This is a genomic window from Kitasatospora sp. MAA19 (assembly GCF_029894125.1).
Taxonomy (GTDB): Bacteria; Actinomycetota; Actinomycetes; order Streptomycetales; family Streptomycetaceae; genus Kitasatospora.
The window spans coordinates 200,637-226,284 of the sequence record NZ_JARXYZ010000014.1 but is presented as its reverse complement, the minus strand read 5'-3'; the positions used below and the strand labels follow the sequence as shown (position 1 = coordinate 226,284).

General features: G+C 72.5%; 22 protein-coding genes. 7 read left to right on the top strand and 15 right to left on the bottom strand.

Annotated features, from left to right (window positions below):
- Nucleotides 1-179 precede the first annotated feature (179 nt).
- Nucleotides 180-797: a DUF1990 domain-containing protein gene (locus P3T27_RS22595; RefSeq protein ID WP_280681193.1), complete on the top strand. Its 618-nt coding sequence runs from the start codon at nucleotides 180-182 to the stop codon at nucleotides 795-797.
- A gap of 31 nt (nucleotides 798-828) precedes the next feature.
- On the opposite strand, the gene P3T27_RS22590 is transcribed toward P3T27_RS22595, so the two are convergent.
- Both P3T27_RS22590 and P3T27_RS22585 read right to left on the bottom strand, forming a co-directional pair.
- The gene (locus P3T27_RS22590; RefSeq protein ID WP_280681191.1) at nucleotides 829-1,275 is read right to left on the bottom strand and encodes a YjbQ family protein; all 447 of its coding nucleotides are present in this window, start codon (nucleotides 1,273-1,275) and stop codon (nucleotides 829-831) included.
- Nucleotides 1,276-1,477: 202 nt separating this feature from the next.
- Nucleotides 1,478-1,744 carry a hypothetical protein gene (locus P3T27_RS22585; RefSeq protein ID WP_280681189.1) on the bottom strand — a complete coding sequence of 89 codons (267 nt, stop codon included), beginning with the start codon at nucleotides 1,742-1,744 and terminating at the stop codon, nucleotides 1,478-1,480.
- 748 nt (nucleotides 1,745-2,492) lie between these two features.
- Between P3T27_RS22585 and P3T27_RS22580 the strand changes: the two genes are divergently transcribed.
- The gene (locus P3T27_RS22580) at nucleotides 2,493-4,691 is read left to right on the top strand and encodes a bifunctional glycosyltransferase family 2 protein/CDP-glycerol:glycerophosphate glycerophosphotransferase (protein ID WP_280681187.1); all 2,199 of its coding nucleotides are present in this window, start codon (nucleotides 2,493-2,495) and stop codon (nucleotides 4,689-4,691) included.
- Between the two features lie 141 nt (nucleotides 4,692-4,832).
- On the opposite strand, the gene P3T27_RS22575 is transcribed toward P3T27_RS22580, so the two are convergent.
- Nucleotides 4,833-5,045 (bottom strand): EF-hand domain-containing protein, encoded by a 213-nt coding sequence (locus tag P3T27_RS22575; protein WP_280681185.1) that lies wholly within the window; start codon nucleotides 5,043-5,045, stop codon nucleotides 4,833-4,835.
- Between the two features lie 175 nt (nucleotides 5,046-5,220).
- Here P3T27_RS22575 and P3T27_RS22570 point away from each other — a divergent pair, with 175 nt between their 5' ends.
- On the top strand, nucleotides 5,221-5,889 hold the full coding sequence (locus tag P3T27_RS22570) for a lysophospholipid acyltransferase family protein (protein WP_280681183.1): 669 nt from the start codon (nucleotides 5,221-5,223) through the stop codon (nucleotides 5,887-5,889).
- A 52-nt stretch (nucleotides 5,890-5,941) separates the two neighbouring features.
- Here the strand turns inward: P3T27_RS22570 and P3T27_RS22565 are convergent, their stop codons facing one another.
- Together P3T27_RS22565 and P3T27_RS22560 are read right to left on the bottom strand one after the other, a co-directional pair.
- A complete protein-coding gene (locus P3T27_RS22565; RefSeq protein WP_280681181.1) occupies nucleotides 5,942-7,783 on the bottom strand; it encodes an ABC transporter ATP-binding protein in 1,842 nt (613 codons plus the stop codon).
- A gap of 262 nt (nucleotides 7,784-8,045) precedes the next feature.
- Nucleotides 8,046-8,819, bottom strand: coding sequence for an SDR family oxidoreductase (locus tag P3T27_RS22560; RefSeq protein WP_280681179.1), 774 nt, complete (start codon nucleotides 8,817-8,819; stop codon nucleotides 8,046-8,048).
- A gap of 80 nt (nucleotides 8,820-8,899) precedes the next feature.
- Here P3T27_RS22560 and P3T27_RS22555 point away from each other — a divergent pair, with 80 nt between their 5' ends.
- Complete coding sequence (locus P3T27_RS22555; RefSeq protein ID WP_280681177.1) at nucleotides 8,900-9,040, top strand: hypothetical protein; 141 nt, start codon at nucleotides 8,900-8,902, stop codon at nucleotides 9,038-9,040.
- On the opposite strand, the gene P3T27_RS22550 is transcribed toward P3T27_RS22555, so the two are convergent.
- Nucleotides 9,037-9,633: a LysE family translocator gene (locus P3T27_RS22550; RefSeq protein WP_280681235.1), complete on the bottom strand. Its 597-nt coding sequence runs from the start codon at nucleotides 9,631-9,633 to the stop codon at nucleotides 9,037-9,039. The genes P3T27_RS22555 and P3T27_RS22550 overlap by 4 nt on opposite strands.
- Before the next feature lie 220 nt (nucleotides 9,634-9,853).
- Between P3T27_RS22550 and P3T27_RS22545 the strand changes: the two genes are divergently transcribed.
- Nucleotides 9,854-11,218, top strand: a complete 1,365-nt coding sequence (locus P3T27_RS22545; protein ID WP_280681176.1) for a PLP-dependent aminotransferase family protein — start codon at nucleotides 9,854-9,856, stop codon at nucleotides 11,216-11,218.
- A 152-nt stretch (nucleotides 11,219-11,370) separates the two neighbouring features.
- On the opposite strand, the gene P3T27_RS22540 is transcribed toward P3T27_RS22545, so the two are convergent.
- Genes P3T27_RS22540 through P3T27_RS22530 form a run of 3 tightly spaced genes read right to left on the bottom strand, consistent with a single transcriptional unit; the run spans nucleotide 11,371 to nucleotide 14,815 of the window.
- Nucleotides 11,371-12,276 carry an SDR family oxidoreductase gene (locus tag P3T27_RS22540; RefSeq protein ID WP_280681174.1) on the bottom strand — a complete coding sequence of 302 codons (906 nt, stop codon included), beginning with the start codon at nucleotides 12,274-12,276 and terminating at the stop codon, nucleotides 11,371-11,373.
- Nucleotides 12,273-13,253, bottom strand: a complete 981-nt coding sequence (locus P3T27_RS22535; RefSeq protein ID WP_280681173.1) for an alpha/beta hydrolase — start codon at nucleotides 13,251-13,253, stop codon at nucleotides 12,273-12,275. The genes P3T27_RS22540 and P3T27_RS22535 overlap by 4 nt, the downstream gene beginning before the upstream one ends.
- Entirely contained in the window at nucleotides 13,250-14,815 is a 1,566-nt protein-coding gene (locus tag P3T27_RS22530; protein WP_280681171.1) for an NAD(P)/FAD-dependent oxidoreductase, read from the bottom strand. The genes P3T27_RS22535 and P3T27_RS22530 overlap by 4 nt, the downstream gene beginning before the upstream one ends.
- A 188-nt stretch (nucleotides 14,816-15,003) precedes the next feature.
- Here P3T27_RS22530 and P3T27_RS22525 point away from each other — a divergent pair, with 188 nt between their 5' ends.
- Nucleotides 15,004-15,792, top strand: a complete 789-nt coding sequence (locus tag P3T27_RS22525) for a MerR family transcriptional regulator (protein ID WP_280681169.1) — start codon at nucleotides 15,004-15,006, stop codon at nucleotides 15,790-15,792.
- A gap of 78 nt (nucleotides 15,793-15,870) precedes the next feature.
- The gene (locus tag P3T27_RS22520) at nucleotides 15,871-16,728 is read left to right on the top strand and encodes an MFS transporter (protein ID WP_280681168.1); all 858 of its coding nucleotides are present in this window, start codon (nucleotides 15,871-15,873) and stop codon (nucleotides 16,726-16,728) included.
- Here P3T27_RS22520 and P3T27_RS22515 read toward each other — a convergent pair.
- From P3T27_RS22515 to P3T27_RS22490, 6 genes are all read right to left on the bottom strand, one after another.
- Complete coding sequence (locus P3T27_RS22515; RefSeq protein WP_280681167.1) at nucleotides 16,721-18,358, bottom strand: M4 family metallopeptidase; 1,638 nt, start codon at nucleotides 18,356-18,358, stop codon at nucleotides 16,721-16,723. The two genes, P3T27_RS22520 and P3T27_RS22515, sit on opposite strands and share 8 nt — an antisense overlap.
- A gap of 662 nt (nucleotides 18,359-19,020) precedes the next feature.
- The gene (locus P3T27_RS22510) at nucleotides 19,021-21,594 is read right to left on the bottom strand and encodes an ABC transporter permease (RefSeq protein WP_280681165.1); all 2,574 of its coding nucleotides are present in this window, start codon (nucleotides 21,592-21,594) and stop codon (nucleotides 19,021-19,023) included.
- A gap of 61 nt (nucleotides 21,595-21,655) precedes the next feature.
- Nucleotides 21,656-22,441, bottom strand: a complete 786-nt coding sequence (locus P3T27_RS22505) for an ABC transporter ATP-binding protein (protein WP_280681163.1) — start codon at nucleotides 22,439-22,441, stop codon at nucleotides 21,656-21,658.
- Between the two features lie 188 nt (nucleotides 22,442-22,629).
- A complete protein-coding gene (locus P3T27_RS22500) occupies nucleotides 22,630-23,349 on the bottom strand; it encodes a response regulator transcription factor (RefSeq protein ID WP_280681161.1) in 720 nt (239 codons plus the stop codon).
- The gene (locus P3T27_RS22495; protein ID WP_280681159.1) at nucleotides 23,346-25,070 is read right to left on the bottom strand and encodes a histidine kinase; all 1,725 of its coding nucleotides are present in this window, start codon (nucleotides 25,068-25,070) and stop codon (nucleotides 23,346-23,348) included. Before P3T27_RS22495 ends, P3T27_RS22500 begins: the two co-directional genes overlap by 4 nt.
- A 152-nt stretch (nucleotides 25,071-25,222) precedes the next feature.
- Entirely contained in the window at nucleotides 25,223-25,612 is a 390-nt protein-coding gene (locus tag P3T27_RS22490) for a hypothetical protein (protein WP_280681157.1), read from the bottom strand.
- Between the last annotated feature and the right edge of the window lie 36 nt (nucleotides 25,613-25,648).

Below are 25,648 nucleotides of genomic sequence, written 5' to 3'. Positions count from 1 at the left end.
CCCGGGGGGGCCCCCGCTTATGCGGGGGGGGCGGCCCCCGGTGCCCCCGCGCCACCCCCCCATAACCCCCATCCCCCCCCACCCCCACCCCCCCCCCCCCCCCCCCCCCGGGCCCCCACCCGGCCAAACCCCACCGCCCGGCCGACGCCGGCCTGGCGGCGTGGGACTACGGTGGGCGGATGGCCAGCGATCTTCAGCGGCGACTGAACGCCGCCCGCGACGCCGGGTTCTCCTACCCCGAGGTGGGCGCGACCCTCGGCGGGCGGCTGCCGGACGGGTATGCGCACCTGCGGCGACGGGTGTACCTGGGGCACGGGACGCAGGTGTTGGAGCGGGCCGGGCGGTACGTGCTCGGCTGGGGCTGCCAGCTGGGCACCGGCTTCGCCGTGTACCCGCACGGGCCGGCCGAGGCGGGGGCGACGGTGCTGCTGCGGCTGAGCCTGCCGGGCGGCCGGTGGCCGCGGCTGGTGATCCCGTGCCGGGTGGTGTGGACGCTCGACGATCCGGGCCGGATCGGCTTCGCGTACGGCACCCTCCCCGGGCACCCGGAGTGCGGCGAGGAGGCGTTCCTGGTGTCCATGGACGCCGACGGCGGGGTGTGGTTCGAGGTGTCCGCGTTCTCCAGACTGGCCGCCTGGTACGCGCGGCTGGGCCGACCGGTCGCGCTGCTCTGCCAGCACCTGGCGGTCGAGCGCTACCTGGCCGCGGTGGCCGCCGCCGTCGCCGACCCCGCCGCCGACCCCGCCGGTGGCCCCGCCGCCGTCGCCGACCCCACAGACAGCCCCGCCGCCGAGTAGGGCGTCCGGTCGGCCGAGCATCCGTCCGGGGTCAGCCGAGGAAGGACAGCCGGACGGTCCGGCGCGGGTTGTCCCCGTTGGTGTCGATCAGCACCACGGACTGCCAGATGCCGAGCGCCAGTTGGCCGCCGATCACCGGCAGGGTGGCGTGCGGGGCGACCAGGCCGGGCACCACGTGGTCCCGCCCGTGGCCGGGGCTGCCGTGCCGGTGGCGCCAGCGGTCGTCGGCGGGGAGCAGCTCGCGCAGGGTGTCGAGGAAGTCGTCGTCACTGCCGGAGCCGGTCTCCAGGACGGCGATCCCGGCGGTGGCGTGCGGGACGAAGACGTTGAGCAGGCCGTCGCGACCGGCGGCCCGGTCGGTGAGGAACGCGGCGCAGCGGTCGGTGATGTCGAGCGCGACCTCGCGGCTGCCGGTGGTGATCTCGAAGGTGGTGGTCTGGAAGGGGCCCGGGTGGGTGGAGTGGGTGTTGTCCGCCATGGCGCCATCCTCACCCACGCCGGGGGGCCTCGCGCAGCACCTCGCGGACTCCGCTTGCCGGGGAGGCAAACTGCACTAGGGTGAAAGGTTCAGACCAAAGTAGCCGGGGCGGGGTGGGCGGGCGCAGGTCAGGGGCCCGCGCACACCGAAAACCCGGCGGTCCGTGTGGTCCGCCGGGATCCGGGTCCAGCATGTGAGCAGGTCAGCCGCGACTGCCGAAGAGGCTTCGCCGCAGCCGACGCAATGGCGCCAGCAGCGACACCCGCACGTGGCGGCGCCTGGCCGTCGGAGCGCTCTCGCCGCGCGGCGTCAGCTCCCTTATCAACCCGAGCGCCTCGGCGGTGTCCACCGCCGAGAGTGCGGGTGCGCCGAGCACGGCCAGGTGTCGATCGATCCGACGGCCGGTCGTGCCGACACCGCACTGGATCGCCGGCACGCGGGGCCGAGTCCGCACTTGCATGTGTTCCATCAGTTTCCCACCCCTACGAGGCGCCAGGGCCGTGAGGCGAAGACTATCCGCGATGGACGGCCTTCGCGCAACCGTCCTTGGTGTTGTGCCACCGTATCGTGCGGCGTCAACTGACGATGCACCAGGGGCCACCAGGCCGGTCACGACTAGGCATCAATGATGGTGCACGACCGGCCATCCGTCAGCAGGGCCCGGAGCGCGGACCCGGCGCCCGGTGGCCCGATATACGCCCGGCGCACGGGGTCTCACGGGCGGCCCGGTGGTCGCACCGGCCACAGCGGCGATCGCGGCGACGGAGGCGGCCCGGACCCGGCCACGGATATAGGGGACAGCTCCCGGTCGTCGACAAAGCGACCGGTCGACTCGGTCACGCTTCATGAAGTGAACACATTCGAGGGATTGACTCCCGGGATTACTCCAAGCAATATCTGTGAGAACGGGCTCATGCCGGATCGCACCCACGCATGTGTTCGAGTGATGAAGGACTCCGGCTCCTGCGAGCCACTGCCCGGCCGCCTCGACGCTGCGGTGGCCAGGCTCGCGAGGTGCCCGGACCGGCGGCCGGCCGTAGAGGGTCGGCCGGGCCGCCACCAGGCTGCCGGTGCCACCCCGCTCGGGGCCCGGCACCGGCGGCTCCGGGTCCGGAGCCCGCCCCCGGGGCGGCCGATCGCCCCGCCGGCGCCCGCCAGGCGCCCCCTCCCCGACGTCCCCGCAGGTCGGACCCGGTGGGTCGGTAGACTCGGCCAGCGTGCCCCTCCTCCTCAGCATCGTGCTCCCGGTCCACGGCGTGGAGCGGTTCCTGCCGCGCTGCCTCGACTCGATCCTCGGCGACACCCCCGCCTCGGAGACCCGTTTCGAGGTGATCGCGGTCGACGACCTCTCCCCCGACGGCTGCGGCGCCGTCCTGGACGCGTACGCGGCCCGCGACCCCCGGCTGCGGGTCCTGCACCTCACCGAGAACCAGGGCCTCGGCGGCGCCCGCACCGCCGCCCTGCCGCAGGTGCGCGGCGATTTCGTCTGGTTCGTGGACAGCGACGACTGGCTGCCCGAGCAGACGGTCGGCACGGTCCTGGACGAACTGGAGCGGGAGCGCGCACGCGAGACGCCCGCCGACGTCCTGCTGACCGGCTTCACCCACGTCTACCCGGACGGCGACACCGAGCCCAACCCCTGGCGCCACGTGCTGGCCGACTCCCCGCTGGTCGAGGGCTGCACGCTGGCCGAGCACCCGGCGCTGTTCCAGACCGTGATGTCGGTGTGGAACAAGGTGTTCCGCCGCGCCTTCCTGGAGGGCCTCGGCGTCTCCTTCGGCCGCGGCTACTACGAGGACATCTCGGTCACCTACCCCGCGCTGCTGGCCGCCGAGCGGCTGCGCTACCTCGACCGCCCCTGCTACTTCTACCGGCGCGGCCGGGACGGCGCGATCACCGCCACCGCCTCCCCCAAGCACGCCGACGTGTTCGCCCAGTACGACGCGATCTTCGCCTTCCTGGACCGCCCGGACCGCCCCGGCCGGCCCGTCCCGGACGCGCTGCGCACCCTGGTCTTCGACCGGACCGTCCGACAGGCGCTGAACGTCTACGACACCCCCGGGCTGGTCCCCGCCGACCGGCGCAAGGACTTCTTCCGCCAGATCGCCCGGCACTTCACCCGCCACCGCCCGGCCGGCTACCGCTACCCCGGCGGCGTGCGCGGCGTGCAGTACCGGCTGGCCGCGCGCGGCGCCCGGATCGCTTACGCGGAGCTGCGCCGCACCGGGCGACTGCCGCGCGAACTCAAGCGCGGGGCACGGGCGGTGGCGCCCGCGGTGAAGAAGGGCGTGCGCAGCGGCGCCAGGTTCACCGCGTACAACGCCTTCCGCCGGCTGCCACTGGACGAGCACCTGGCGGTCTACGCGGCGTACTGGCACCGGGGTTACGCCTGCAGCCCGGCGGCGATCTACGAGAAGGCGCGGGAACTGGCGCCGCAGATCCGGGGCGTGTGGGTGGTGGAGAACCGCGCCCAGGCCGAGACCATACCGCCCGGCGTGCCGTACGTGATCGTCAACACCCCCGCCTATCTGAAGGCGATGGCGACCGCCAAGTACTTCGTCAACAACGTCAACTTCCCGCGCACGATGGCGAAGCGGCCGGGCACGGTCCATGTGCAGACCCAGCACGGCACCCCGCTCAAGGCGATGGGCATGGACCTGCGCGAACGCCCCGAGGCCGCCGAGGGGATGGACTTCGACCAGCTCCAGGAGGCCATCGACCGCTGGGACTTCCTGGTCTCCTCCAACCCGCACACCAGCGAGCACTTCGCCCGTGCCTTCCCCGGCCGGTACGAGATGCTGGACACCGGCTACCCGCGCAACGACCGGCTGGCCAACGCCGCACCGGAGGAGGTGCGCGCCATGCGCGAACGGTTCGGACTGCGGCCCGGCACCACCGCCGTGCTGTACGCCCCGACCCACCGCGGGGACAAGGGCGGCTACCTGCCACTGCTGGACGTACGGAAGTTGGCCCGCCGGCTGGGCCCGGACTTCACCCTGCTGGTGCGCACGCACTACTTCCACACCGGCGGCCCGGGCGACCTGGCGGCGGACGAGGGCTCGGCCGCGATCGTGGACGTCTCGGCCCACCCGACCGTGGAGGACCTCTACCTCGCGGCGGACGCGCTGGTGACGGACTACTCGTCGATGATGTTCGACTACGCGGTGCTGGACCGGCCGGTCGTGGTCTTCGCACCGGACTGGGAGGAGTACCAGCGGGTGCGCGGCGTCTACTTCGACCTGTTCGCGGAGCCGCCGGGGGCGGTCACGGTGGACGCGGACGGGCTGGCGAAGGCGCTGCTGGCGGGCGATCCGGAGCCGGCCGCGCGGGCGCGGTTCCGGGCGAGGTTCTGCCCGTGGGACGACGGCGGGGCGGCGGAGCGGGTGGTGCGCCGGGTGTTCCCGGTGGAGTCCTGACGCGGGGACGTGGGAGTCCTGCCGCGGAGACGTGTGGGGTCCTGCCGCGTGGGGTCCTGACACGTTGATACCAGGGGCCCTCGCGGGCCTCCGAACGGGGCCGGCGCCGCCGGTACGGCGACCGGCCCCGTCGGCGCGGACTCAGCGCCGGCGGGCGGCCAGGAACTCCGCGAAGGTCAGCACGCCGTCGTGGTCGGTGTCCATGGTGTGGATCAGCGCCTCGGCCATCGAGATGGTCACGTCGTGGTCGCCCATCTCGTTGGCGACCAGCGCGTACTCGGCCGGGGTGATCTTGCCGTCACCGTCCTTGTCGAAGCGGTCGAACATGGCCTTGATCGCCTCAGTGGTCTCCATCGTGCCCTCCTGGTACTGCGGGGTTGTGCTCGGTTCGGACGGCCGTACCCTACCCGGCCGTGGTGCGCGCCACGGTCGGCGGGAGTGGACGGGCGCGGGGGTGGGTGTCGTAGTCTGCGGATCTGATTGCCGGCCCGGGCTCCTCCCGGGCGATCGTTCGTCCAGGGAGGGAACCATGCTCGATCTCGCCACCAGGCTGGTGCTGAAACCCGTCTCGCGCGGTATCTGGCGGCCGGTCATCGAGGGTGCCGAGAACGTGCCGCGCAAGGGCGGGGTCATCCTGGCCAGCAACCACCTGTCCTTCATCGACAGCGTGGTGATCCCGCTCACCACCCCGCGCCGGGTCCACTTCCTCGCCAAGGCCGAGTACTTCACCGGGACGGGACTCAAGGGCCGGCTGTCCAAGGGCTTCTTCGAGGCGATCGGCGCGGTGCCGGTCGAGCGCGGCACCTACCGTTCCGCTCAGGCCTCGCTGGAGTCCGCGCTGGAGATCCTGGAGGACGGCAAGGCCTTCGGCATCTACCCCGAGGGCACCCGGTCGCTGGACGGCCGGCTCTACCGGGGCAAGACCGGCGTCGCCTGGCTGGCGCTCACCGCGGGCGTGCCGGTGGTGCCGGTGGCGCTGGAGGGGCCCGAGCGGATCCTGCCGATGGGCAAGCGCGTGCCGCGGATCAAGACGGTGACCGTCCGGTTCGGCGAGCCGCTGCACTTCGACGAGTTGCACGGGCAGGCCCGTTCGCTGAAGGCCCGTCGGCAGGTGACCGACGAGGTGATGGCGGCGATCCAGCGGCTCTCCGGCCAGGAGGTCGTGGAGAGCTACAACGAGGTGCCGAAGGCCGCGTAGGCGCGGCCACTCGTACCTGCCCGACCACGACGACCACCCGCGAGGCGGCCGCTCACACGTGCCCGAGCACGGCTGGCTCCGGTGCGGCGGCGGCCGGCTCCGGCGCCTCCCGGCGCAGCAGCGCCGCGTAGCGGCCGTCCAGTTCCACCAGTTCCTCGTGGGTCCCGAGTTCGACGACCTCGCCGTGGTCGAGGACGGCGATCTGGTCGGCGGCCCGGACGGTGGAGAGCCGGTGCGCGATGGTGATGGTGGTGCGGCCGGCGGCCAGGGTGTCCACGGCCCGCTGGACGGCGTGTTCGGTGCGGTTGTCCAGCGCGCTGGTGGCCTCGTCGAGGATGAGCACCGGCGGGTTGCGCAGGATCGTACGGGCGAGCGCGAGGCGCTGCTTCTCGCCGCCGGAGAAGCGGTAGCCGCGCTCGCCGACCAGGGTGTCGTAGCCGTCCGGCAGGGCGGCGATGGTCTCGTGGACCTGCGCGGCCCGGGCGGCCTCGACCAGTTCGGCGTCGGTGGCCTCCGGCTTGGCGAAGCGCAGGTTCTCGGCGACCGAGGCGTGGAAGAGGTAGGTCTCCTGGGAGACCACCCCGACCGCGCGGGCCAGCGTGTCGAAGGACAGGTCGCGCACGTCCACGCCGTCGATGGTGACCCGGCCGCCGGTGACGTCGTACAGCCTGGGGACGAGGTAGCTGAGCGTGGTCTTGCCGGAGCCCGTCTCGCCGACCACGGCCAGTGAACTCCCGGCCGGGACCTTGAGTTCGACGCCGGAGAGGGTGGGCCGCTCCTGCGCGGGGTCGTAGCGGAAGTCGACGTCCTCGAAGCGGACCTCGCCGCGGATGCCGGTCAGGGTGAGCGGCTTCGGCGGCTCGGCGATCTCCACCGGCAGGTCGAGGTACTCGAAGATGCGCTGGAAGAGCGCGAGCGAGGTCTGCACGTCCACGCCGGTGGAGAGCAGGCTGACGGTCGGGCGGAACAGGCCCTGCTGGAGGGTCACGAAGGCGACCAGGGTGCCGACCGAGACGATCGGCGCGCCGCCCGCGGCGGACAGGCCCGCCGCCCAGTAGATCACCGCGGGCATCGCGGCCATCACGATCTGGATGGTGTTCATCCGCCAGCGCCCCGCCATGCTGGCCCGGACTTCGAGGTCGGCCAGCTGGTCGGACTGCCCGGTGAACTCCCGGGCCAGCGAGTCGGAGCGGCCCATCGTGCGGCCGAGCAGGATGCCGCTGACGGACAGCGACTCCTGGACGGCCGAGCTCATCGCGGCCAGCTGCTTCTGCCGCTCGGTGGTGATCTTCTTGCGCTCGTTGCCGACCCGGCGGCTGATCCAGACGAACACCGGGAGCAGCAGCAGCGAGACGACGGTGAGCCGCCAGTCGAGCGCGACCATGGCGACCACGGAGGCGATCACGGCGGTGAAGTTGGAGACCAGGCTGGTCGCGGTGGACGTCACCGTGGACTGCATGCCGCCGATGTCGTTGGCGATCCGGGACTGCACCTCGCCGGTGCGGGTGCGGGTGAAGAAGGCCAGCGACTGCCGCTGCAGGTGGCTGTAGACCGCGGTGCGCAGGTCGTGCATGACGCGCTGGCCGACGGTGGTGGAGATCAGCGTCTGCAGGACGTTGAAGATGCTGTTCACCACGGCCGCGAGCACCATGCCGAGCGCGAGCAGGCTGAGCAGCCCGGTACGGCCCTGCGGGATGGCGGTGTCCAGCACGGCCTTGAGCAGGAACGGCGAGACCACCGACACGACGGCCGAGGCGGCGACCAGAAGACCGACGACGGTGAGGCGGCCCGCGTAGGGCCGGAAGAGTGCCAGGATGCGCCGCCACTGGGCCGGTGGGCGGGGCTCGCCCTGGGCTCGCTCGGGCGGCGTCCAGTCGATGGCGGTGGGCCTCAAGGGCGGACCTCCGTGGGTCGGGCGGTCGGGCGGCCGCCAGCATAGCGAGAATAGCTCATAGTTAGACTAGCTAATAGTGAGGGTTGCTCTATTCCCTGCCGTCCCCCACTGTTCTCCGCCACTGCCCGCGACTCCTCGCCGTGCGTCACCGTCCCGCGCCGTCCCGCGCCGTCCGGTGCCGTCCGGTGCGGGACGGTGCGGGACGGTGCTGTCCGGTGCGGGGCGGTGCTTTACGCGCCGCGGCCGCCCGACCGACCTCGCGTCAGTTCGTCCGGTAGCTGCGCGCCGCCTTCGAGGACAGACCCCCGAGCCTGCCGGACGGCAGCAGCCGGGCCAGGGCGACCACGGCCTTGTAGCGCTTGCCCGGCACGGACAACGAGCGGCCCCGGGCCAAGTCGCGCATCGCCTCCTCCACCACCCGCTCGGCCGACAGCCAGGACCACGCCGGGATGTTGCCGGTGCCCATGCCGGCCCGCTCGTGGAACTCCGTCCGGGTGAAGCCCGGGCAGAGCGCCATCATCCGCACCCCGGTGCCGCCGAGGTCGCGCAGCACGCCCTGGGTGAAACTCACCACCCAGGCCTTGCTCGCCCCGTACGTGCCGCGCGGTAGGAACGCCGCCACCGAGGCGACGTTCACGACCGCGCCGCGCCCGCGCTCGCGCATCCCCGGCAGAGCAGCCGTGGTCAGCCGCAGGATCGCCTCGACGTGGACCTTCAGCATGTCGAGCTCGTCCTTCAGCGGGACGGTGAGGAAGGCACCCTTGTTACCGAAACCGGCGTTGTTGACGAGCAGGTCCACCGGACGGTCGGAATCGGCGAGCCGGGTCTCGACGGCCGCGATGCCCTCGTCGGTGGCGAGGTCGGCGGTCAGCACCTCCACCTCGGTGCCGAACCTCCCGCCCAGGTCGGCGGCGGCGCGCTCCAGGCGCCCGGTGTCCCGGGCCACCAGGACGAGCTGGTAGCCGCTGCGGGCGAGCCGGCGTGCGAACGCGGCTCCGATGCCGGCGGTCGCGCCGGTGATCAAGGCTGTGGTCATGCCCCGACGGTACCGACTCGCTGCAGCCGCGCCCACACCGAGTGCAACATCCGTGCTCAGCGGGCGGCACCCTGACGGTCGTGCGCGGGGCCCCGGAGGCCGTGCGCCGCCACGGCCCACTCGGACGGGGACCGGCCGCCGCCCGCACGCCCGACACCGTCGTCGAACTCGGCGCGACGACCGAGATGTTCACCGCGCTGCCGCTCGCGACGGCTTGCTAGGCGGCGACGGCCTTGGCGCGGTCGGCGGCGATGTGTACGGCGAGGCCGCCGAGGACCGTTCCCATGGCGTAGCGCTGGATCCGCAACCAGCCCGGGCGGCGGTTCAGGAAGGAGGCGATGCCGCCCGCACTCACCGCGATCAGCCCGTTGACGGTGACCGTCACCACGATCTGGGTCAGGCCCAGCACCAGACTCTGCGCCGCGACGTGACCGCGCTCGGGTGCCACGAACTGGGGCAGCAGCGAGATGTACATGATGGCGATCTTGGGGTTGAGCAGACAGGTCAGGAAGCCCATCGCGAACAGCCTGCGCGGCGGGTCCGGCGGCAGCTGCTGCGGGGCGAACACCGCCGTACCGCCCGGGCGGACGGCCTTCCAGGCCAGCCACAGCAGGTACCCGGCGCCGGCCAGCTTGATCGCGGTGTAGAGGGCGGGCACCACCGAGAACACGGCGGCCACGCCCGCCGTCACCGCGGCCAGGTAGACCAGGAAGCCGGCCGCGACCCCGGTCAGCGACAGCAGCCCGGCACGGCGACCCTGGGCGATCGACCGGGAGACCAGGTAGATCATGTTGGGCCCCGGCGACAGCACCATGCCGAGCGCCACGGCGGCGACCCCGAGCACGGCGTGCCCGTCCACGGCGGATACGGCGGATCCGGCCGATCCGGCGAGGCCCGCGGCTACGGCGGGGCCGGCGGCTACGGCGAGGGTCAGTGCTTCCATGCCAGGAGGCTAGGGCCGGTATCGATCTCAATGCAATGATGACTTTGCACTCGGTGCAATCCTGTCAACTTGCATGGAGGGACGCCCGTCGATGGACGACTACCGCCTGATCGCCGACGAGATCGCCGCCGCCATCACGGGCGGGCGGCTGCGACCGGGCCAGCGACTGCCCACTCAGCGCGCGTTCGCCCGCAGCCGGGGCATCGCCAACTCCACGGCGGGGCGCGTCTACCGGGAGCTGGCCCGACGCGGGCTGACCACCGGGGAGGTCGGACGCGGCACCTTCGTCCGGGCCGGACACGGGGCCGCCGGCAGGGCGAGCGGCGGGGCGGGCGGCGACCAGGTGGCGCTCGCCGAACCGGCCGGTGCGCCGGTGGACCTGGAGCTCAACTACCCCGCCGTCCCCCAGCTGTCCGGGCTACTGGCCACCGCGCTGGCGCCACTGCTACGGGCGGACGCGCTGGGCGCCGCGCTCGCGCCGGTGGGCGCGGCCGGGACGGGCGCGGCCCGGCAGGCGTTCGCGGAGCTGGTGTCGGACGGATCCCGGGAGGTCGCCGGGGAGGAACTGCTGTTCGCGGGCAACGGTCGGCAGGCCATCGCCGCAGCGCTGTCCGCCTTGGTGCCGCCCGGCCACCGGCTCGGGGTGGAGGCGCTGACCTATCCGGTGGTCAAGGCAGTCGCCCAGCGGCTGGGCATCACGCTGGTGCCGCTGGCCGTGGACGAGCACGGGCTGCTGCCCGACGCCGTGGCCGCCGCCCATCGGGTCGCTCCGCTGCGCGCCGTCTACGTCCAGCCGCGACTGCAGAACCCGCTCGGCGGGAGCCTGCCGTACGAGCGGACGGCCGCCCTCGCCGAGGAACTGCGCCGGCTCGACCTGTGGGCCGTGGAGGATGCGGTCTGGTCCTTCCTGCGCCCCGAGTCGACCGCGCTCGCAGCCCTCGCACCGGAGCGCACCGTCCTCGTCGACAGCCTCTCCAAACGGCTCGCACCCGGACTGACCACCGGGTTCGCGGTCGTCCCGGCCGCGCTGCGCGAGCGGGTGGCCGGCGCGCTGCGCTCGGGTGGCTGGGCGCCCAGCGGGTTCGCACTGGAGGCGGCCGTGCGCTGGATCGGGGACGGCACCCTCGCCGCGGTCACGACGGCCAAGCGCGCCGACGCGGCGGCCCGGCAGCAGTTGGCGCGCGAGGTGCTGGCGGGGCAGCGGGTCCGGGCCGACCCGTGCTCGTACTACCTGTGGTGGGAGCTTCCGGCGGCCTGGCGGGCGGAGACCTTCGTCGCGGCGGCGGCGCGCGCCGGCATCGCGGTCACGCCTGCGGCCGCGTTCGCCGCCGACCCCCGGCGCTCCCCGTCCGCCGTCCGGGTCGCCCTGGCCTCGCCGCCGCTACCCGTCCTGGGCCGGGCGCTGGAGACGCTCGCGCAGATCGCGCGGGGAGCGGCGGCGGAGTGGGTGGAGTGACGGGGGCGGGCGGGTGAGCGGGCGGGTGAGCGGGCGGACCACCGACGGCCGACGGCCGACAGGTAACAAGTAACAGATAACAGATGTTGAAATCTGTCATCTGTTATCTGTCCGCTGAAATCTGTCGGCTGTCGATCGTCCGCCGCCGGCCGTCAGCGGCCCGCGTCGCTCCGACCACCCCGCACGGCCGTGTCCGCGGCTCCGCCGGCGCCGACGGCACGCAGGCGGGAGGCGGCGGTGGCGGCGAGCTGGGGGGCGATCCGGGCGACATCGCGGGAGCCGACCGCCGCGATCAGGCTCGGCAACAGCCAGCGGACCGGCTGCATGCCGCGCAACCAGGCCTGGGCGTAGACATGGGCCGACCGGCGGGCGATCCCGGCCACGATCCGCTCCACCGCCGGCTCCAGCGGGTAGGTCTTGTTGGCCGGCCACGGCAGCCGGGTCCGCATCTGCTTGAGCACGGTGTCCTCGTCGGCGCCGCGCACCATGTCGGTGTCGGTCCAACTCAAATACCCCACACCGACCTTGACACCCTGATAGGCGACTTCGGCCCGGAGCGAGTGGGCGAAGGCCTCCACCCCCGACTTGCTGGCACAGTACGCGCTCATCAGCGGCGCGGGCGTCAGCGCGGCGAGCGAGGCGATCTGCAGCAGGTAGCCGCGGCTTTCGGCGAGGGCGGGCAAGAAGGCCCTGGCCGTGGCGACGCTGCCGAGCAAGTTGACCTCGATGACCCGGCTGAACGCCCGGTGGTCGCTGTCCGTCAACGGCCCGCCGATGGCGATGCCGGCGTTGGCCACCACGGCGTCGATCCGGCCGTAGTGCTCCTTGATCCGGCCGGCGGCGTCACTGAGCGCGTCGAGGTCGGTGACGTCCACCTCCCAACTGGTCGCGGCCGCACCGCACTGCGCCGCGACGGCCTTGAGTTCGTCCGGTTCCAGCCCGAGGAGAGCGACCTTGGCCCCGCGCCGGGCGAGCGTTCGGGCGAGCGACGCGCCGACCCCGCGGGCGGCCCCGGTGACGACGACGACCTGTGCGGACAACGGCGGAATGGCGTTCATGCGACGGCGTTCCTCTCGGAGGCGGAGGCAGCGGCAGGAGCGGGGACGGACATGGGGACGGAAGCGGCGGACAGGTACGCGGCGGCCATCCGGTGGATCTCGGCGGCGACCTCCACCGGCCGCTCCAGCGGCGCCATGTGGCCGACCCCGGGAAGAAGCAACAGGCCTTGCGCATCCGCGAGTTCGGCGACGATGCGGTGTGCGTGCACCGGCGGCGTCAGCCGGTCCACGGCGCCGACCACGACGGAGGTCGGCGCGGCGAGCCGGGCGAGTCCGGCGTGGACGTCCAGGCGGTCGAGGACGCCCGCCCAGTTGGCGCGGACGGCGGTCGGACAGGCGTGCACGATGCGGGCCGTCGCCTCGACCTGCCCAGCCGGCGAACCAGGGCCCATCGTGGCGTACTTGAGCGCGACGCGGCTGGCCGGCGAGACCGGACCGAGCGGCAGCCGGGAGCGCAACAGTTGCCGGTGCAGGAAGCGGCGCAGCCGCGGGGAGCGCACCGCCTGGGGCAGTACGGCGAGTTCGGCCACCAGCTCGCCCGGCCCGGTGGAGACCAGGACGGCGGCGGCGGTGCGGTCGGCGATCTCGGGGCGGCCGCCGGCGGCCATGATGGTCATCCCGCCCATGCTGTGCCCGGCGAGTACGGCCTGCTCCCCCACCGGGACGGTCCGGGCGAGGACGGCGGAGAGGTCCTCGGCCAGCGCCCGGGTGGAGTAGCGGGCGCGGCTCGGCGGGATCTCGCTGTGCCCGTGGCCGCGCTGGTCGTAGGCCACCACCCGGTAACGGTCGGCGAGTTGGCGTATCACCGGCGCCCAGAAGGCGGTTGAGCAGGTCCAGCCGTGGGCGAGCACGACGGTCGGCGCCCCGGGCTGGCCGTGGACCTCGACGTGCAGCCGGATCCCGTCCGCCGATCGGACGCTCAACTCCTCGACGGGCGCCGGTGCGATGTACTCGGCGGGCAGCGGGACGGCCCTCACGCGGACACCTCCTGGGCGGTACGGGCGGCGGCGCCCTGTCCGGCACGCATGATCAGCTCGTACTCGCCGAGGTCGACCTTACGGGTGGCGCGGCGGAACGCCGTGGTGGAGCCGGGCCAGAGCACGGTGTTCTTGCCGTTCGGGTCCAGGTACCAGCTGCGGCAGCCGCCGGTGGTCCAGACGGTACGGTCCATCCGGTGCTGCAGTTCGAGGTTCCACTGCCGCTGGGCCCGGGCGGTGGGCTGCATCGCGGTGGCGCCGATCGATCCGAGCGTGGTCAGCGCGTCGATCAGGTAGTTGAGTTGGGACTCGATCATGAGGATCATCGAGCTGTTGCCGAGGCCGGTGTTGGGGCCGATCACGAAGAACAGGTTCGGGAAGCCGTGCACGGTCGAGCCGCGCAGTGCCTCCATCCCGTCCTTCCACTCCTCGGCCAGGCTGGTGCCGTCGGCGCCGAACACCCGGGCCCCGATGGGCATGTCGGTGACGTGGAAACCGGTGCCGAAGACGATGGCGTCCACCTCGTGCTCGCTGCCGTCGGCGGCGACCAGGGTGGAGCCGCGCAGTTCGCGCAGACCGGAGGCGACGACCTCGGTGTTGGCCGCGGCGAGCGCCGGGTAGTAGGTGTTGCTGAGCAGGATCCGCTTGCAGCCGATCCGGTAGTCCGGGGTGAGCTTGGCGCGCAGGGCCGGGTCGGACACGCCCTGGGCGATGTGGCGTTCGGCGATTTGCTGGACCACGCGCAGCAGCCCGGGGCGGCGCACGAAGGCGTCCACCTGGAGCTCGCGGAGCGCGAACAGGGTGCCGCGGCGGATGGCGCCGGTCACCGGCAGACGGCTGTGCAGCCACTTCTCCAGCTGGCTGATCTCGCGGTCACGGCGCGGCAGGACCCACGCCGGGGTTCGTTGAAATACCGTCAACTTGCCTACCTGCGGCTGAATCGACGGGATGATCTGGGCGGCCGAGGCGCCGGTCCCGACGATCGCGACTCGCTTGCCGGTCAGGTCGTAGTCGTGGTCCCAGCGGGAGGAGTGGAACACCTTGCCGGGGAAGGCGTCGAGCCCCGGCAGGTCGGGGATCTGCGGGTCGGCGAGCGGCCCGGCGGCGGAGACCACGGCGTCGGCGGTCCACTGACCGGCCGAGGTGGTGATCCGCCAACGGGTCTGCTCGACCTCCCAACGGGCCTCCAGCACTTCGGTGTTGAACCGCAGGTGCGGGCGCAGGCCGAAGACGGTGGCGACCTTCTCCAGGTATGCGCGGATGTCCGGCTGGCCGGAGAAGCTGCGCGGCCACTCCGGGTTCGGCGCGAAGGAGAAGGAGTAGAGGTGGGAGGGCACGTCGCAGGCGCAGCCGGGGTAGCTGTTGTCGCGCCAGGTGCCGCCGACCGAGTCCGCGCGCTCCAGGACGACGAAGTCGGTGATCCCGGCGCGGCGCAGCCGGACCGCGGCGCCGAGGCCGCCGAAGCCGGAGCCGATCACCGCCACCCGGACGTGCGGGACGGCCTCGTCCGCCGTCGAGGCGCCGGACGTGCCGGAGCGGGGGCGCTTGCTGCTGGATGCCATGCGGCCTCCTCGTGAGGGTGGGGCGGTGATCTTCGCGCTGCCGTTCTGGTGCTGCCCCCGGGGCGGTCCCGGGAGCCCGCCAATCGCGCCAGTAATCACTGGCATGATGGGCAGGGTAGTCCTTGCTGACACCGGATGGAAGAAGCACGACCACCCGGATTCCGGGAGCCTTCGGAGGTGACGGACCTATGCTGATCGCCGTGGACAAGGTCAGAGCTGCTGCGGGCGACAGAAAACGCGAGTACCGGGTGGAGGAACTGGCCGAGGCGGCCGGCATCACCACCCGGACACTGCGCTTCTACCGCGAGCGCAAACTGCTCCAGCCACCCCGCAAGGAGGGCCGGATCGCCTGGTACGGCGAGGAGCACCTGGCCCGACTGCGGATGATCGGCGAGCTGCTGGAACGCGGCCACACCCTGGGCGGCATCGCCGAACTGATCGGCGCCGGCGAGAGCGGACGGGACGTCGCCGAGCTGATCGGACTGGAGGCGGCCATCGTCGCCCCCTGGTCGGACGAGACCCCGGTGCGCCTGGACTGGGACGAACTCAAGGCCGTCTTCGGCGACCAACTCACCGAGGAGAACACCGCTGAGTCGATCACCCAGGGCTACATCACGATCGAGGACGACGGGATCACCCACGTCAGCCGCCGCTTGATGGACGCCACCACCGCACTCGTCGCCGAGGGCGTGCCGCTGTCGGTGGTGCTGGACGCCAGCCGGCGCACCCAGGAGCACGTGGACGCCATCGCCGAGATCTTCATCGACGTGGTCAGCGAGCACCTGCTCGGCGCCCTCGCCGCCGACACCCCACTGCCGCCCGGCGAGGCGGGCCGGCTCACCGAACGCATCCTGCGGGTGAGGCCGCTGGCCCGCACGGTCGTCGACGCCCAGTTCGCCCTCGCGATGGACCGGCGGGTGCACGCCGAGTACGACGAACTGCTGCGCCAGCGACGGGAGAACGGTACCGAGGCGTAGCCGCCCCAGCGGGCGGGCAGGGATTCCCGCGCCCTGCCCGCCCGTTGGAGGAGTCGCTCCCCCGCCGTCGGGCTGCTCGTGGCCGCCGCGCTGTCCGGCGTCTGCGCGACCCTGTTCGCGCTGCATCCGACGGCCTCCCCCGGCGTCCCGAAACCCCCGGCCCGCTCCGCCGAACGCCTGCTGAGCACGCCCTACGTCCTGCTGCTGGCCGGGATGGCGCTGCTGGGCGCGTGCTTCGGCTCGGTGCAGGTCGGCGTGACCGCGACCACCGAGGCGCTGGGCCGACCGGGCGCCGCCGGGCTGCTCTACGGCTTCATCGGCTTCACCAGTTCCCTGGCCGGGATCGCCGCCGCGGGTCTGCCCGCCCGGTGGGAGCTGGCGTCCCGGCTGCGGGCGGGCACCGTCCTGCTGTTCGCCGCCGCCTGCGTCCTGCTCGTCTCCGGCGGGGGCCTGTGGACGCTGACCGCCGCCGTGGGCCTCCTCGGGGTGGCGGTCGCACCGCAGATGATCACGATGTTCGGCCTGGTCGAACGGACGGTGCCGACCGTCCGGCTGGGCGAGGCGATGGCGGCGCTGGTCAGCGCGTTGATCCTGGCACAGTCGGCGGGCACCTTCCTCGGCGGCTGGGCCACCACGCGCTTCGGGCCCGCCGCGCCGTTCGCGATCACCGCCGGCGCGGCGGCGTCCGCCCTGCTGCTCGCCGCCTGCACCGCGACCGAGCAGCACTACCGCCGCCGCACCCCCACCGCCCAAACCATCCAAACCGCCCAAACCATCCAGACCGTCGAGACCGTCCAGACCGCACCCATCGCCCCGGGCGGCCACGCACATGACGGCGGGGGCGACGGTGGTCCGCACACCGTCGCCCCCGCCGCTCGGCCCTGCCGGCCGGCACCCACGGATCGGCAGGGCCCCACTCAGGCGGGTGTCAGTTGACGTTGACCGCCGTCCAGGTGGCCGCGACCGCGTTGTACTCGGCGCTGCCGTTGCCGTACAGGTCCGCCGCCGCGCTGAGGGTGCCCGCCCGGGCGCCCGCGTAGTCGGTGGTGGAGGTGAAGTAGACGGTCAGCGCGCGGTACCAGATCTGCGCGGCCTTGTCCCGGCCGATGCCGGCGAGCGTCGAACCGTCGGACGTCGGGCTGTTGTAGTTGAACCCGTTGATGGTCTTCGCGCCGCTGCCCTCGGACAGCAGGTAGAAGAAGTGGTTCGCCACGCCCGACGAGTAGTGCACGTCCAGGTTGCCCACGTCGGCGGACCAGGAGTCGGCGGACTGGCCGTCCTTGCTCGGCTGGTCCATGTAGCGCAGCGGGCTGCCGTCACCGCGCAGGTTGATCAGCTCGCCGATCCAGTAGTTCGGCGGGTTGGAGGGCAGGTTGGCGTACCACTCGACCATCGTGCCCATGATGTCGGAGGTGGCCTCGTTGAGGCCGCCGGACTCACCCGAGTAGTTGAGGTTCGCCGTGGCCGCGGTGACGCCGTGGCTCATCTCGTGGCCGGCCACGTCGATCTCGGTGAGCGGGGCGGCGTCGCCGTTGCCGTCGCCGTAGGACATGCAGAAGCAGCTGTCGTCCCAGAAGGCGTTGACGTAGTTGGAGCCGTAGTGGACACGGCTGGCGGCGCCGACGCCGTCGTTGCGGATGCCGTTGCGCCCGAAGGTGTTCTTGTAGAAGTCCCAGGTGGTGGCGGCGCCGAACTGGGCGTCCACGGCGGCGGATTCGCGGTTGCCGGCGGTGCCGTCGCCGAAGCTGTTGGAGGTGTTGGCGAACAGCGAGCCGTTGCCCGAGGTCCCGTTGTTCATGTCGCTGGTGGACTGGCCGCCGCGGCTGTCGTCCTTCAGCGAGTAGCTGGAGCCGTTCTGCGCGGTGGTGAGCGGCACCTGGCCGACGAACACGCCCTTGCCGGTGCCGGCGGCGGTCTGGATCTTCTCGTGGGTCGACAGCACCTTGCCGGTGGCGGCGTCGGTGACGAGCACCTGGTTGCTCGGGGTGCCGTCGGCGCGCACGCCCTCGACGGTGGTCCGGTACGCCAGGCGCGGGTTGCCGTCGCTCGCCCAGACCACCAGTTCGGCCTTGCCGCTCTGGTGGACATCGGCCAGCGGGGACTCGTCGGCGTCGACGGTGACCCCGACGGTGGCCTGGACCGCGCCGGTGGCCTGCGTGGCGGCCTGGTCGGCCGGGATCTGCGGGGTCAGGCTCGGCAGTGCGATCCTGGCGGAGACCGCCTTGTCGACCGACTTGACCGAGCCGTCGGCCTTCTGGTGGACCACCAGGTCGCCGCCGAGCACCGGCAGGCCGGCGTAGGTGCGCTCGAAGCGCAGGTGCCGGGTGCCGTCCTTGTCCACCACGGCGTCCTTGGCGACGAGCTTCTCCTGGCCACCGAGGGCGAGGGCCTTGGCGAGCGGGCCGGACTGGCCGCCGGCCAGCGCGAGCACGGCAGCGTGCTGGTGGTCGGCCTGGGCCTGGAGGCCGGCGACGGGACTGGCCTGGGCGGCGGTGCTCACCTGGATCACACCGGTCAGCAGGGCGGTGGCCGAGAGTACGGCGACGGCCGCGAGCTTTCGCTTCACGTACGAGTCCTTCCGGGAAACCGCGTGTGGACGCGGTCGCGCCGCGTTCCGGGGGCCGGGGTCGGCACCTGTGGGGCGGAATGGGCGCTGACGTGCTGAAACCCCGGGCGTTCGAGCGGCGGGCCACCAAGGGGTGGGGGTGGGGCTGCCGTCGGGGCTAGCCAAAAGCATGACAATCCATCAGGTGAATTGACAGGTCTCCATCAGCTATTGGCCAGGTCCCGCCAGCCCGAAGGGACTCTCCAGAGGGCGACAAAACCGTGCAATTCACCCCGTCTTGCAGAGGGTTGCCACCCGAACCACGGCCGACCGCCTGCACCAACGCCCGATCGGCCATCGAGCGCCGATTCCGGGCGCGGCACCGAGTGTGGCCAAATCGACTTTTACATCCCTGTAGAATTTCCCATACGGATTCTTGACATCCGCTTGGCGAGGTCCCGCCACCTGCCGCCCTTGTCCACTGCCGAGGCGTCTGCTAGCGGCGCCGGACGGCGTGTTCGCCCGACTCCTCACCGCAGTCGGCGCGTTGGGCACGGCGGCCGGGAGCGCACGCGAAGCCGCCAGGCCCCCAGCCGCGAAGCGAACGGGGGCCTGGCGGCCGGGCACCACACGGCACCGACGCTCACGGTCTCGTCGCACGCCGGTGCGAGTCCGCCCCCGCGCTACTGCGCGTTGATCGCCCGCAGCATGTTCAGGCGGGCCGCCCGCCGGGCCGGCCAGACCGCCGCCAGCACCCCGATCGCCAGGCCGATCAGCAGGAACAGGCCGAGCCGCGCCCAGGGCAGCACGATCTCGTACTGCGGCAACGAGGTTCGGGACAGGCTGCCGCACGCCCAGGCCAGGAAGATCCCCGTGCCCATGCCCAGGACCGCACCGAACAGCGAGATCACCACCGATTCCAGGCGCACCATCTGCTTGACGCCCTTGTTGTCGAGGCCGATCGCGCGCAGCAGCCCGATCTCCCGGGTCCGTTCGAAGACCGACATGGCCAGGGTGTTGATGACGCCGAGCACTCCGATGGCGACGGTCATGCCGAGCAGCCCGTACATCATGGTGAGCATCGTGTCGATCAGGCCGGACTGCGCCTTCGTCAACTGGTCCTGGTTCTGCACCTGGAGGAGCGGGCTGTTGCCGAGGGCCTGGCGGATGTCCTGGTCGAGGCCGCTCGTGGTCCGGCCGGACTCGGCCTTGACCAGAATGCTGTCGAGCTTCCCTCCGTTCGCGTACGGCAGGACGTCGGTCAGGGTGCCCAGGGCGTCGCCGACGACGCGGGTCTGCCGGTAGACGCCGACGACGGTCAGCTCCTTCGTGTCGTGGCCGAAGCCCGGCGTGCCTTGGAAGGTGTCGCCCTTCGACAGGCCGGTGGTCTTGGCCAGCTTGTCGGAGAGCGCGATCCTGCCGGGGCCGACGTCCGCGAGCGAGCCGCTGCTGAACTCCAGGTCGGAGACCTGGCCGAGCCGCTGCGGGTCCGCGCCGGTGAACGAGGCGAACCTGCCCCCCGCGCGCAGGGTCGAGGAGGCGATGGGCGCGGCCTGCGCGACGCCCGGGACTTCGGCGACCTTCGCGGCGAGTGCGGGGTCGATGCCACCGAAGGCGGCGTTGGACACCTTGTAGTCCGCGGTCAGGCCCCGCACCGCCGCGTCCTTGAGGGCGGCGTTCATGGAGTTGCCGGTCACGCTCAGGCCCGTGATCAGGGTGAGCCCGATCATCAGGGCGGAGGCGGTGGCGGCGGTGCGGCGCGGGTTGCGCAGCGCGTTCTCCCTGGCGAGCTTGCCACTGACGCCGAAGAGCCGGGTGGTGGCTGCCCCCGCGAGCCGGATCAGCGGCCGGGACAGCAGCGGTGCGATCACGATCATGCCGGTCAACGTGAGCACCGAGCCGAGTCCGGCGGCATAGAGGTTGCTGTCGGATCCGTTCTTCTGCGTGGAGACGTACAGCAGGGAAAGGACACCGGCGCCGGTGAGCAGCCCGCCGAGGCTGTTGCGGAGCGCCATGCCACGCTTGGGCGGCGCCTGGTCGACGGTGCTCAGCGCCTCCACCGGCGCGACCTTCGCGGCCTTGCGGGACGGCAGCCAGGCGGCGAGCACGGTGATGCCGACGCCGACCACCAGGGACCGGATGAGTGTGTCCGCGGAGATGACCAGGGGGCCGTCCGGCAGGCTCAGGCCGCTCGCGTCGAGGAGCGGCCTGAGGGCGGTCGCGATACCGATGCCGATGGCGAATCCGGCCGCGGTGGCAGCGAGTCCGAGGAGCGCGGCCTCGATGAGGATCGCGCGGACGACCTGGCGCCGCAGGGCCCCGATGGCGCGCAGCAGCGCGGTCTCACGGCTTCGCTGGGCGATCAGCATGGTGAAGGTGTTGGCGATGATGAAGGCGCCGACGAACAGCGAGATCGCGGCGAAGCCGAGGAGCATCCGGGTGAGCTCCTTGGTGTCCTCGGCGATCCGCTCCGCCTGCTCGCGCGCGAGCTGGGCTCCGCTGGTGACCGTGATGCCCTTGGCGGGCAGCAGCTCGCGGATCGTGTCGGCGAGCTCCTGGTTGTCGGTGCCGGGTGCGGAGCCGACGGCCAGTTCGTCGAACCGGCCCGGCTGCAGGAAGAGCTGCTGTGCGGTCCTGGTGTCGAAGAGCGCGAGGCTGCCGCCCGCCCTCACCCGCGGGTCGTCGGTGTCGACGGTGCCGACCAGCTTCTTGGTGAGGGTGGGGCCGTCGGTGGCGAAGCGGACGGAGTCACCGACGGCGTAGCCGGCCTTCTCGGCGGTACGGCGGTCCAGAGCGATCTCCTCACCGGTGGTGGGGCCGTGTCCGGCGCTGACGGGGAAGCGGCTGTCCCGGTCGCTGTTCGGTGTGTCCGGTGAGTAGTTGGTGGCCAGGTTCTGCCAGTTGCTGTCGGCGTTGAGCGGTCGGCCGTCCTTGGCGGCCAGGGTGGCGGTGCCGTTGACGATGGGGCGCACGGACGTGACGCCGGGCACGGCGCGGACCTTCCCGGCGAGATCACCGGTGAGCGCCGTGGACACGCCGTCGTCCGCCTCGCTGTCGGAGTTCCGCTGGGACTCGGCCTGTACGGACACGGCGACGTCCTTGAGGCTCTTGGCGGAGGCGCCGCGAAGGGCCTCGGTGACGGTGTCGCCGAAGACGAGCGTGCCGGAGACGAAGGCGACGCCGAGCATGATCGCGAGGGCGGTCATGGCCAATCGGGCTTTGTGCGCGAAGACGTTGCGCAGGGCTGTACGCAGCATGGTGGTGGTCCCGGTTCTGGGGTGCGTGGCGGAAGTCCGGTCGGGGAGCGGGCGAGCGGGGTCAGCTCGTGCGGGCCCTGGCGTCGAAGCGCCTCATCCGGTCCAGGACGCCCTCGGCGGTCGGTGCGAGCAACTCGTCGGTGAGCCGGCCGTCGGCGAGGAAGACCACGCGGTCGGCGTAGGCGGCGGCCGCCGGGTCGTGGGTGACCATCACGACGGTCTGGCCCAACTCCCTTACGGATTCCCGCAGGAAGCCCAGGATCTCGGAGCCGGCGCGGGAGTCCAGATTGCCGGTCGGCTCGTCCGCGAAGATGATCTCCGGCCGGGACGCGAGGGCGCGCGCCACGGCGACACGCTGCTGCTGGCCGCCGGACAGCTGGGCGGGGCGGTGGTTCAGCCGTCCGGAGAGGCCGACGGTCGCCACGACCGTGTCCAGCCACTGCCGGTCCGGCCTGCGGCCCGCGATGTCCATCGGCAGCGTGATGTTCTCCAGCGCCGTCAGCGTGGGCAGCAGGTTGAACGCCTGGAAGACGAAACCGACGCTTTCCCGGCGCAGCCGGGTGAGCTGTCGGTCGTTCAGACTGGACAACTCGGTGTCGCCGATCTGCGCGGAGCCTTCGGAGACCGAGTCGAGACCCGCCATGCAGTGCATCAGGGTCGACTTGCCGGAGCCGGACGGCCCCATGATCGCGGTGAACCGGCCACGTCCGAACTCCACCGAGACCGCGTCCAGGGCGACCACCCGGGTCTCGCCCTGGCCGTAGAACTTGCTCAGCCCGGTGGCCCGGGCGGCGGCGGAGCCGGTGGAGGAGTGGGCGGGCACGGGGGCGGCTGCCTGCATTGACATGTCAGCTCCGGGAGTACGGGGAGGAGGATGTGCGGCTGCCTCTCATCCTCGATGTGCCGTACTGCCGAACCGTCGGCCTCAGGGCGTGAATGAGGCGTCTGTCAAAGGTCCGGCGCGAGGTCGCGCGTAGTCCTCGGGGCGGACGGCCGTCTCTGTCCTACGGCAGAGACGGTGTGCGGGGTCGCTGCTCAGGACAGCAGCCCCGTCCGGTAGGCGAGGACCGCCGCCTGGACCCGGCTGTCCGTGCCCGTCTTCACCAGCACGGCGCTGACGTGGGTCTTCACCGTGCCCACGCCGATGCCCAGATGACGGCCGATCTCCGCGTTGGCCAGGCCCCGGCCCAGCAGGGTCAGGACGTCGCGCTCCCGGCCGGTGAGCGCTGCCAGGCGCTGTTCGGGGACGGATTCGGCGGCCGGTGCTGACGCCCCTTCGGGTCCCGGCGCGCCGGCACCGGCAGCGCCGTCGAGCATGCGCTCGATGACGGTGCGGGTGACCTTGGGTGAGAGCACCGCGTCGCCCGTAGAGGCGGCCCGTACCGCGCTGATCAGCTCGTGCGGGCCCTCGTCCTTGAGGAGGAAGCCGGTGGCGCCGGAGCGCAGCGCGCGCGTGACGTTCTGCTCGTCGCCGAAGGTGGTGAGCATGACGACCTGCGGCCGGGGGCTGAGGGCGAGGAGCCGCTCGATCGTGGCGAGCCCGTCGAGCACGGGCATCCGGATGTCGATCAGGGCCACGTCGGGACGGGTCTCGGCGGCGACCCGCACGGCCTCCTCACCGTTCGTCGCCTCGCCGACCACCTCGATGCCCTCGGCATGGCGCAGGATCAGCCGGACGCCGTGCCGGATCAGCTCCTCGTCGTCGGCGAGCAGGACCCGGATCGGGCGGTGGTCGGAAGCGGGGAACTCGGTCATGGGGACTCCCACGGTGGCGTGCGCGACACCACCGGTACGGTGAAGCGGTCGATCGTGGCCAAGGTATCGCCACGGAAGCAGAACCGGGTGATCCTGAGGTGATCGGGGTCCTTCTCGGCGCCCGCGGCAGCGGCGTCCCCGGGGCCGGCGCCCTCGGCCGGCGGCGTGGAGTCCTCGAACTGAAACGTCGAGTACATGCAGCTCGTCACGGACTTCGGATGGGCCGGCTCCCGACCCGTCGCCGCCGCGCGCGCCGATGTGCTGTCCCCGTACAGGGCCTCCTCCACCATCTTGCGGGACATCCCGATCCGGGGCTGCTCGGGTTTGCGGGGGGCGGGGTCCGGGAACCCCTGGGCGACCAGGAAGAAGCCGCACATCATCATCACGCCCACGCCGATGAGGCCGAGGAGCCCGCTGAGGGCACTCACGACACGGCGTTGGACACCAGCGGGTGAGTCGTCGGAGCGCGGCTCGGACGGCGATTCACGCGGCGGGGCGCCCACGGCGGCCAGGCTCGCTCCCGGGTCCGGCTGCGCCGGGATCCGTGCCGTCACCGCGAAACCACCGGCCGGCGTCGGGCCCGCCTCCAGGGTGCCGCCGAGCAGTGCCACCCGTTCCCGCAGCCCGACGAGGCCACGCCCCGAGCCCAGGCCGGTCGCCGCTTCCGGGGCCACGGGCGGCAGTCCGTTGCGTACGAGCACCTCCACACGGCTGTCGGTGTGCGTGACCACCACGGTGACACGGGCTCCGGCGGCGTACCGGTGCACGTTGGTCAGCGACTCGCGCACCACCCGGTGCACCGCACGCCGCACCTGGGCCGCGCGGTCGGTCAGGTCGGGGCCGTCCCAGGTGAGATCGACGGGTATGCCGCCGCCGCGCGACTCCTCGGCCAGCGCCTCGACGTCGGATCGGGTGCCCGTGCTGCCGGTCAGGGCGTCGGTCCCGGTGTCCCGCCCCAACGGGCCCAGGACGCCGAGCACTTCACGCAGCTCGCGCATCGCGTCCCCGGTGGCCCGGCGCACCAGGACCGCCTCGTCGCGCAGTTCGGGCGACTCCTTCTGCAGTGCCATCTCCAGGCCGCCCGCGTGCAGCGAGATCAGGCTGAGCCGGTGGCCGACCAGGTCGTGCATCTCGGCGGCGATCCGGGACCGCTCATGCATCTTGGACTCGCTGTCCGCGAGCCGGCGGGTCGCCTCCGCGGCGTCGGCACGATCCCGGAGCGCCCGCAGCAGCCGCACCTCCTGTCCGCCCGACATTCCGAGCAGTCCCGGCACCACCAGCGTGGTGGCGGCGAGTACGGCGCCGAGCGCGAACCCGAACGGGTGGCTGCCGAGCCCGAGGCCCGGGGCGAAGGCGGCACAGGCCAGCGTCGACAGAACGGTCGGGGCCAGCAGCACGGCGCTCCGGCGCCGGGGGACCACCAGGTGCTTGGCCGTGGTGTACGCGGTCATGGCGGCCGGCAACCCGGCGGCGGGCAGCAGGCCAAGGACGGCGGAGATGCCCAGCAGGCTGATCACGGGGAAGCGACGGCGGACGGCGAGCAGGGCGAGGGCGACGGCACCGAGGAGGAGCTGGACCTCTCCGGACGGGCCCCGGCCCCGTAGGACCTCCTGGGTGAGGAGCATCAGCCACGCGCCGCCGGTCACTTCCGCGAGCGCGCGCCACAGCCCCCGGCCCTGTTCGCCAGGGGCCGTGAACGGATTTCGGGAGGTGGGGGCCATCGGCCAATTGTCGGCGGCCGTGGTGCGTGTCTGCATACGACCTGGGGATGAGGTACTGCTCTGTCGAAAGCCAGAGGCGTGGGTCAGGCGTCAGCCTGGTCGCCGTGCTTCCTGCTTCCTGCTTCCTGCTTCCTGCTTCCTGCGATCGGCGATCAGCCCTTGACTCCACGACCACAGCCCAGGGCGAAAGGGTCCCAGCCCTCGGCGGTCAGCAGGAGGGCGACGTCCTGGAGCGGCTGCGGCTCGTCGAGCACGACCTGCAGGATCTCCCCCGCCGGGGACAGCCCGTCGGAGCGGTCGAGTACGCGGCGCCCGGGGATCGGCCCGCAGCGGCCGGCCCCCGCGTCCGGCAGGTCGGGGGCGAGCCCGCCGAAACGGTCCAGCAGAGCGAAGACGGCCTCGGTCGTGTCCGGGACGTGCCGGGCCGTCTCCTCCTCGGTGGCCTCGGGGTTGAGCTCCCGAAACGCCGCGCGGGCCGCGGCCAGGAAGCGCTCGGGGTCGACCACCACCACGTCCCTGCGGATCCGGAGGCTGATCGTCATCCCCGCCCGGGGGAGCCGGGGTTCGTCCGCCCCGCG

Excerpts from the sequence above, each read along its gene's own strand:
- P3T27_RS22510 (WP_280681165.1), bottom strand. The coding sequence starts at position 21,594 with ATGCTGCGTACAGCCCTGCGCAACGTCTTCGCGCACAAAGCCCGATTG.
- P3T27_RS22570 (WP_280681183.1), top strand. The coding sequence starts at position 5,221 with ATGCTCGATCTCGCCACCAGGCTGGTGCTGAAACCCGTCTCGCGCGGT.
- P3T27_RS22505 (WP_280681163.1), bottom strand. The coding sequence starts at position 22,441 with ATGTCAATGCAGGCAGCCGCCCCCGTGCCCGCCCACTCCTCCACCGGC.
- P3T27_RS22585 (WP_280681189.1), bottom strand. The coding sequence starts at position 1,744 with ATGGAACACATGCAAGTGCGGACTCGGCCCCGCGTGCCGGCGATCCAG.
- P3T27_RS22500 (WP_280681161.1), bottom strand. The coding sequence starts at position 23,349 with ATGACCGAGTTCCCCGCTTCCGACCACCGCCCGATCCGGGTCCTGCTC.
- P3T27_RS22525 (WP_280681169.1), top strand. The coding sequence starts at position 15,004 with ATGCTGATCGCCGTGGACAAGGTCAGAGCTGCTGCGGGCGACAGAAAA.
- P3T27_RS22530 (WP_280681171.1), bottom strand. The coding sequence starts at position 14,815 with ATGGCATCCAGCAGCAAGCGCCCCCGCTCCGGCACGTCCGGCGCCTCG.
- P3T27_RS22560 (WP_280681179.1), bottom strand. The coding sequence starts at position 8,819 with ATGACCACAGCCTTGATCACCGGCGCGACCGCCGGCATCGGAGCCGCG.
- P3T27_RS22550 (WP_280681235.1), bottom strand. The coding sequence starts at position 9,633 with ATGGTGCTGTCGCCGGGGCCCAACATGATCTACCTGGTCTCCCGGTCG.
- P3T27_RS22595 (WP_280681193.1), top strand. The coding sequence starts at position 180 with ATGGCCAGCGATCTTCAGCGGCGACTGAACGCCGCCCGCGACGCCGGG.
- P3T27_RS22590 (WP_280681191.1), bottom strand. The coding sequence starts at position 1,275 with ATGGCGGACAACACCCACTCCACCCACCCGGGCCCCTTCCAGACCACC.
- P3T27_RS22545 (WP_280681176.1), top strand. The coding sequence starts at position 9,854 with ATGGACGACTACCGCCTGATCGCCGACGAGATCGCCGCCGCCATCACG.
- P3T27_RS22540 (WP_280681174.1), bottom strand. The coding sequence starts at position 12,276 with ATGAACGCCATTCCGCCGTTGTCCGCACAGGTCGTCGTCGTCACCGGG.
- P3T27_RS22495 (WP_280681159.1), bottom strand. The coding sequence starts at position 25,070 with ATGGCCCCCACCTCCCGAAATCCGTTCACGGCCCCTGGCGAACAGGGC.
- P3T27_RS22575 (WP_280681185.1), bottom strand. The coding sequence starts at position 5,045 with ATGGAGACCACTGAGGCGATCAAGGCCATGTTCGACCGCTTCGACAAG.
- P3T27_RS22490 (WP_280681157.1), bottom strand. The coding sequence starts at position 25,612 with ATGACGATCAGCCTCCGGATCCGCAGGGACGTGGTGGTGGTCGACCCC.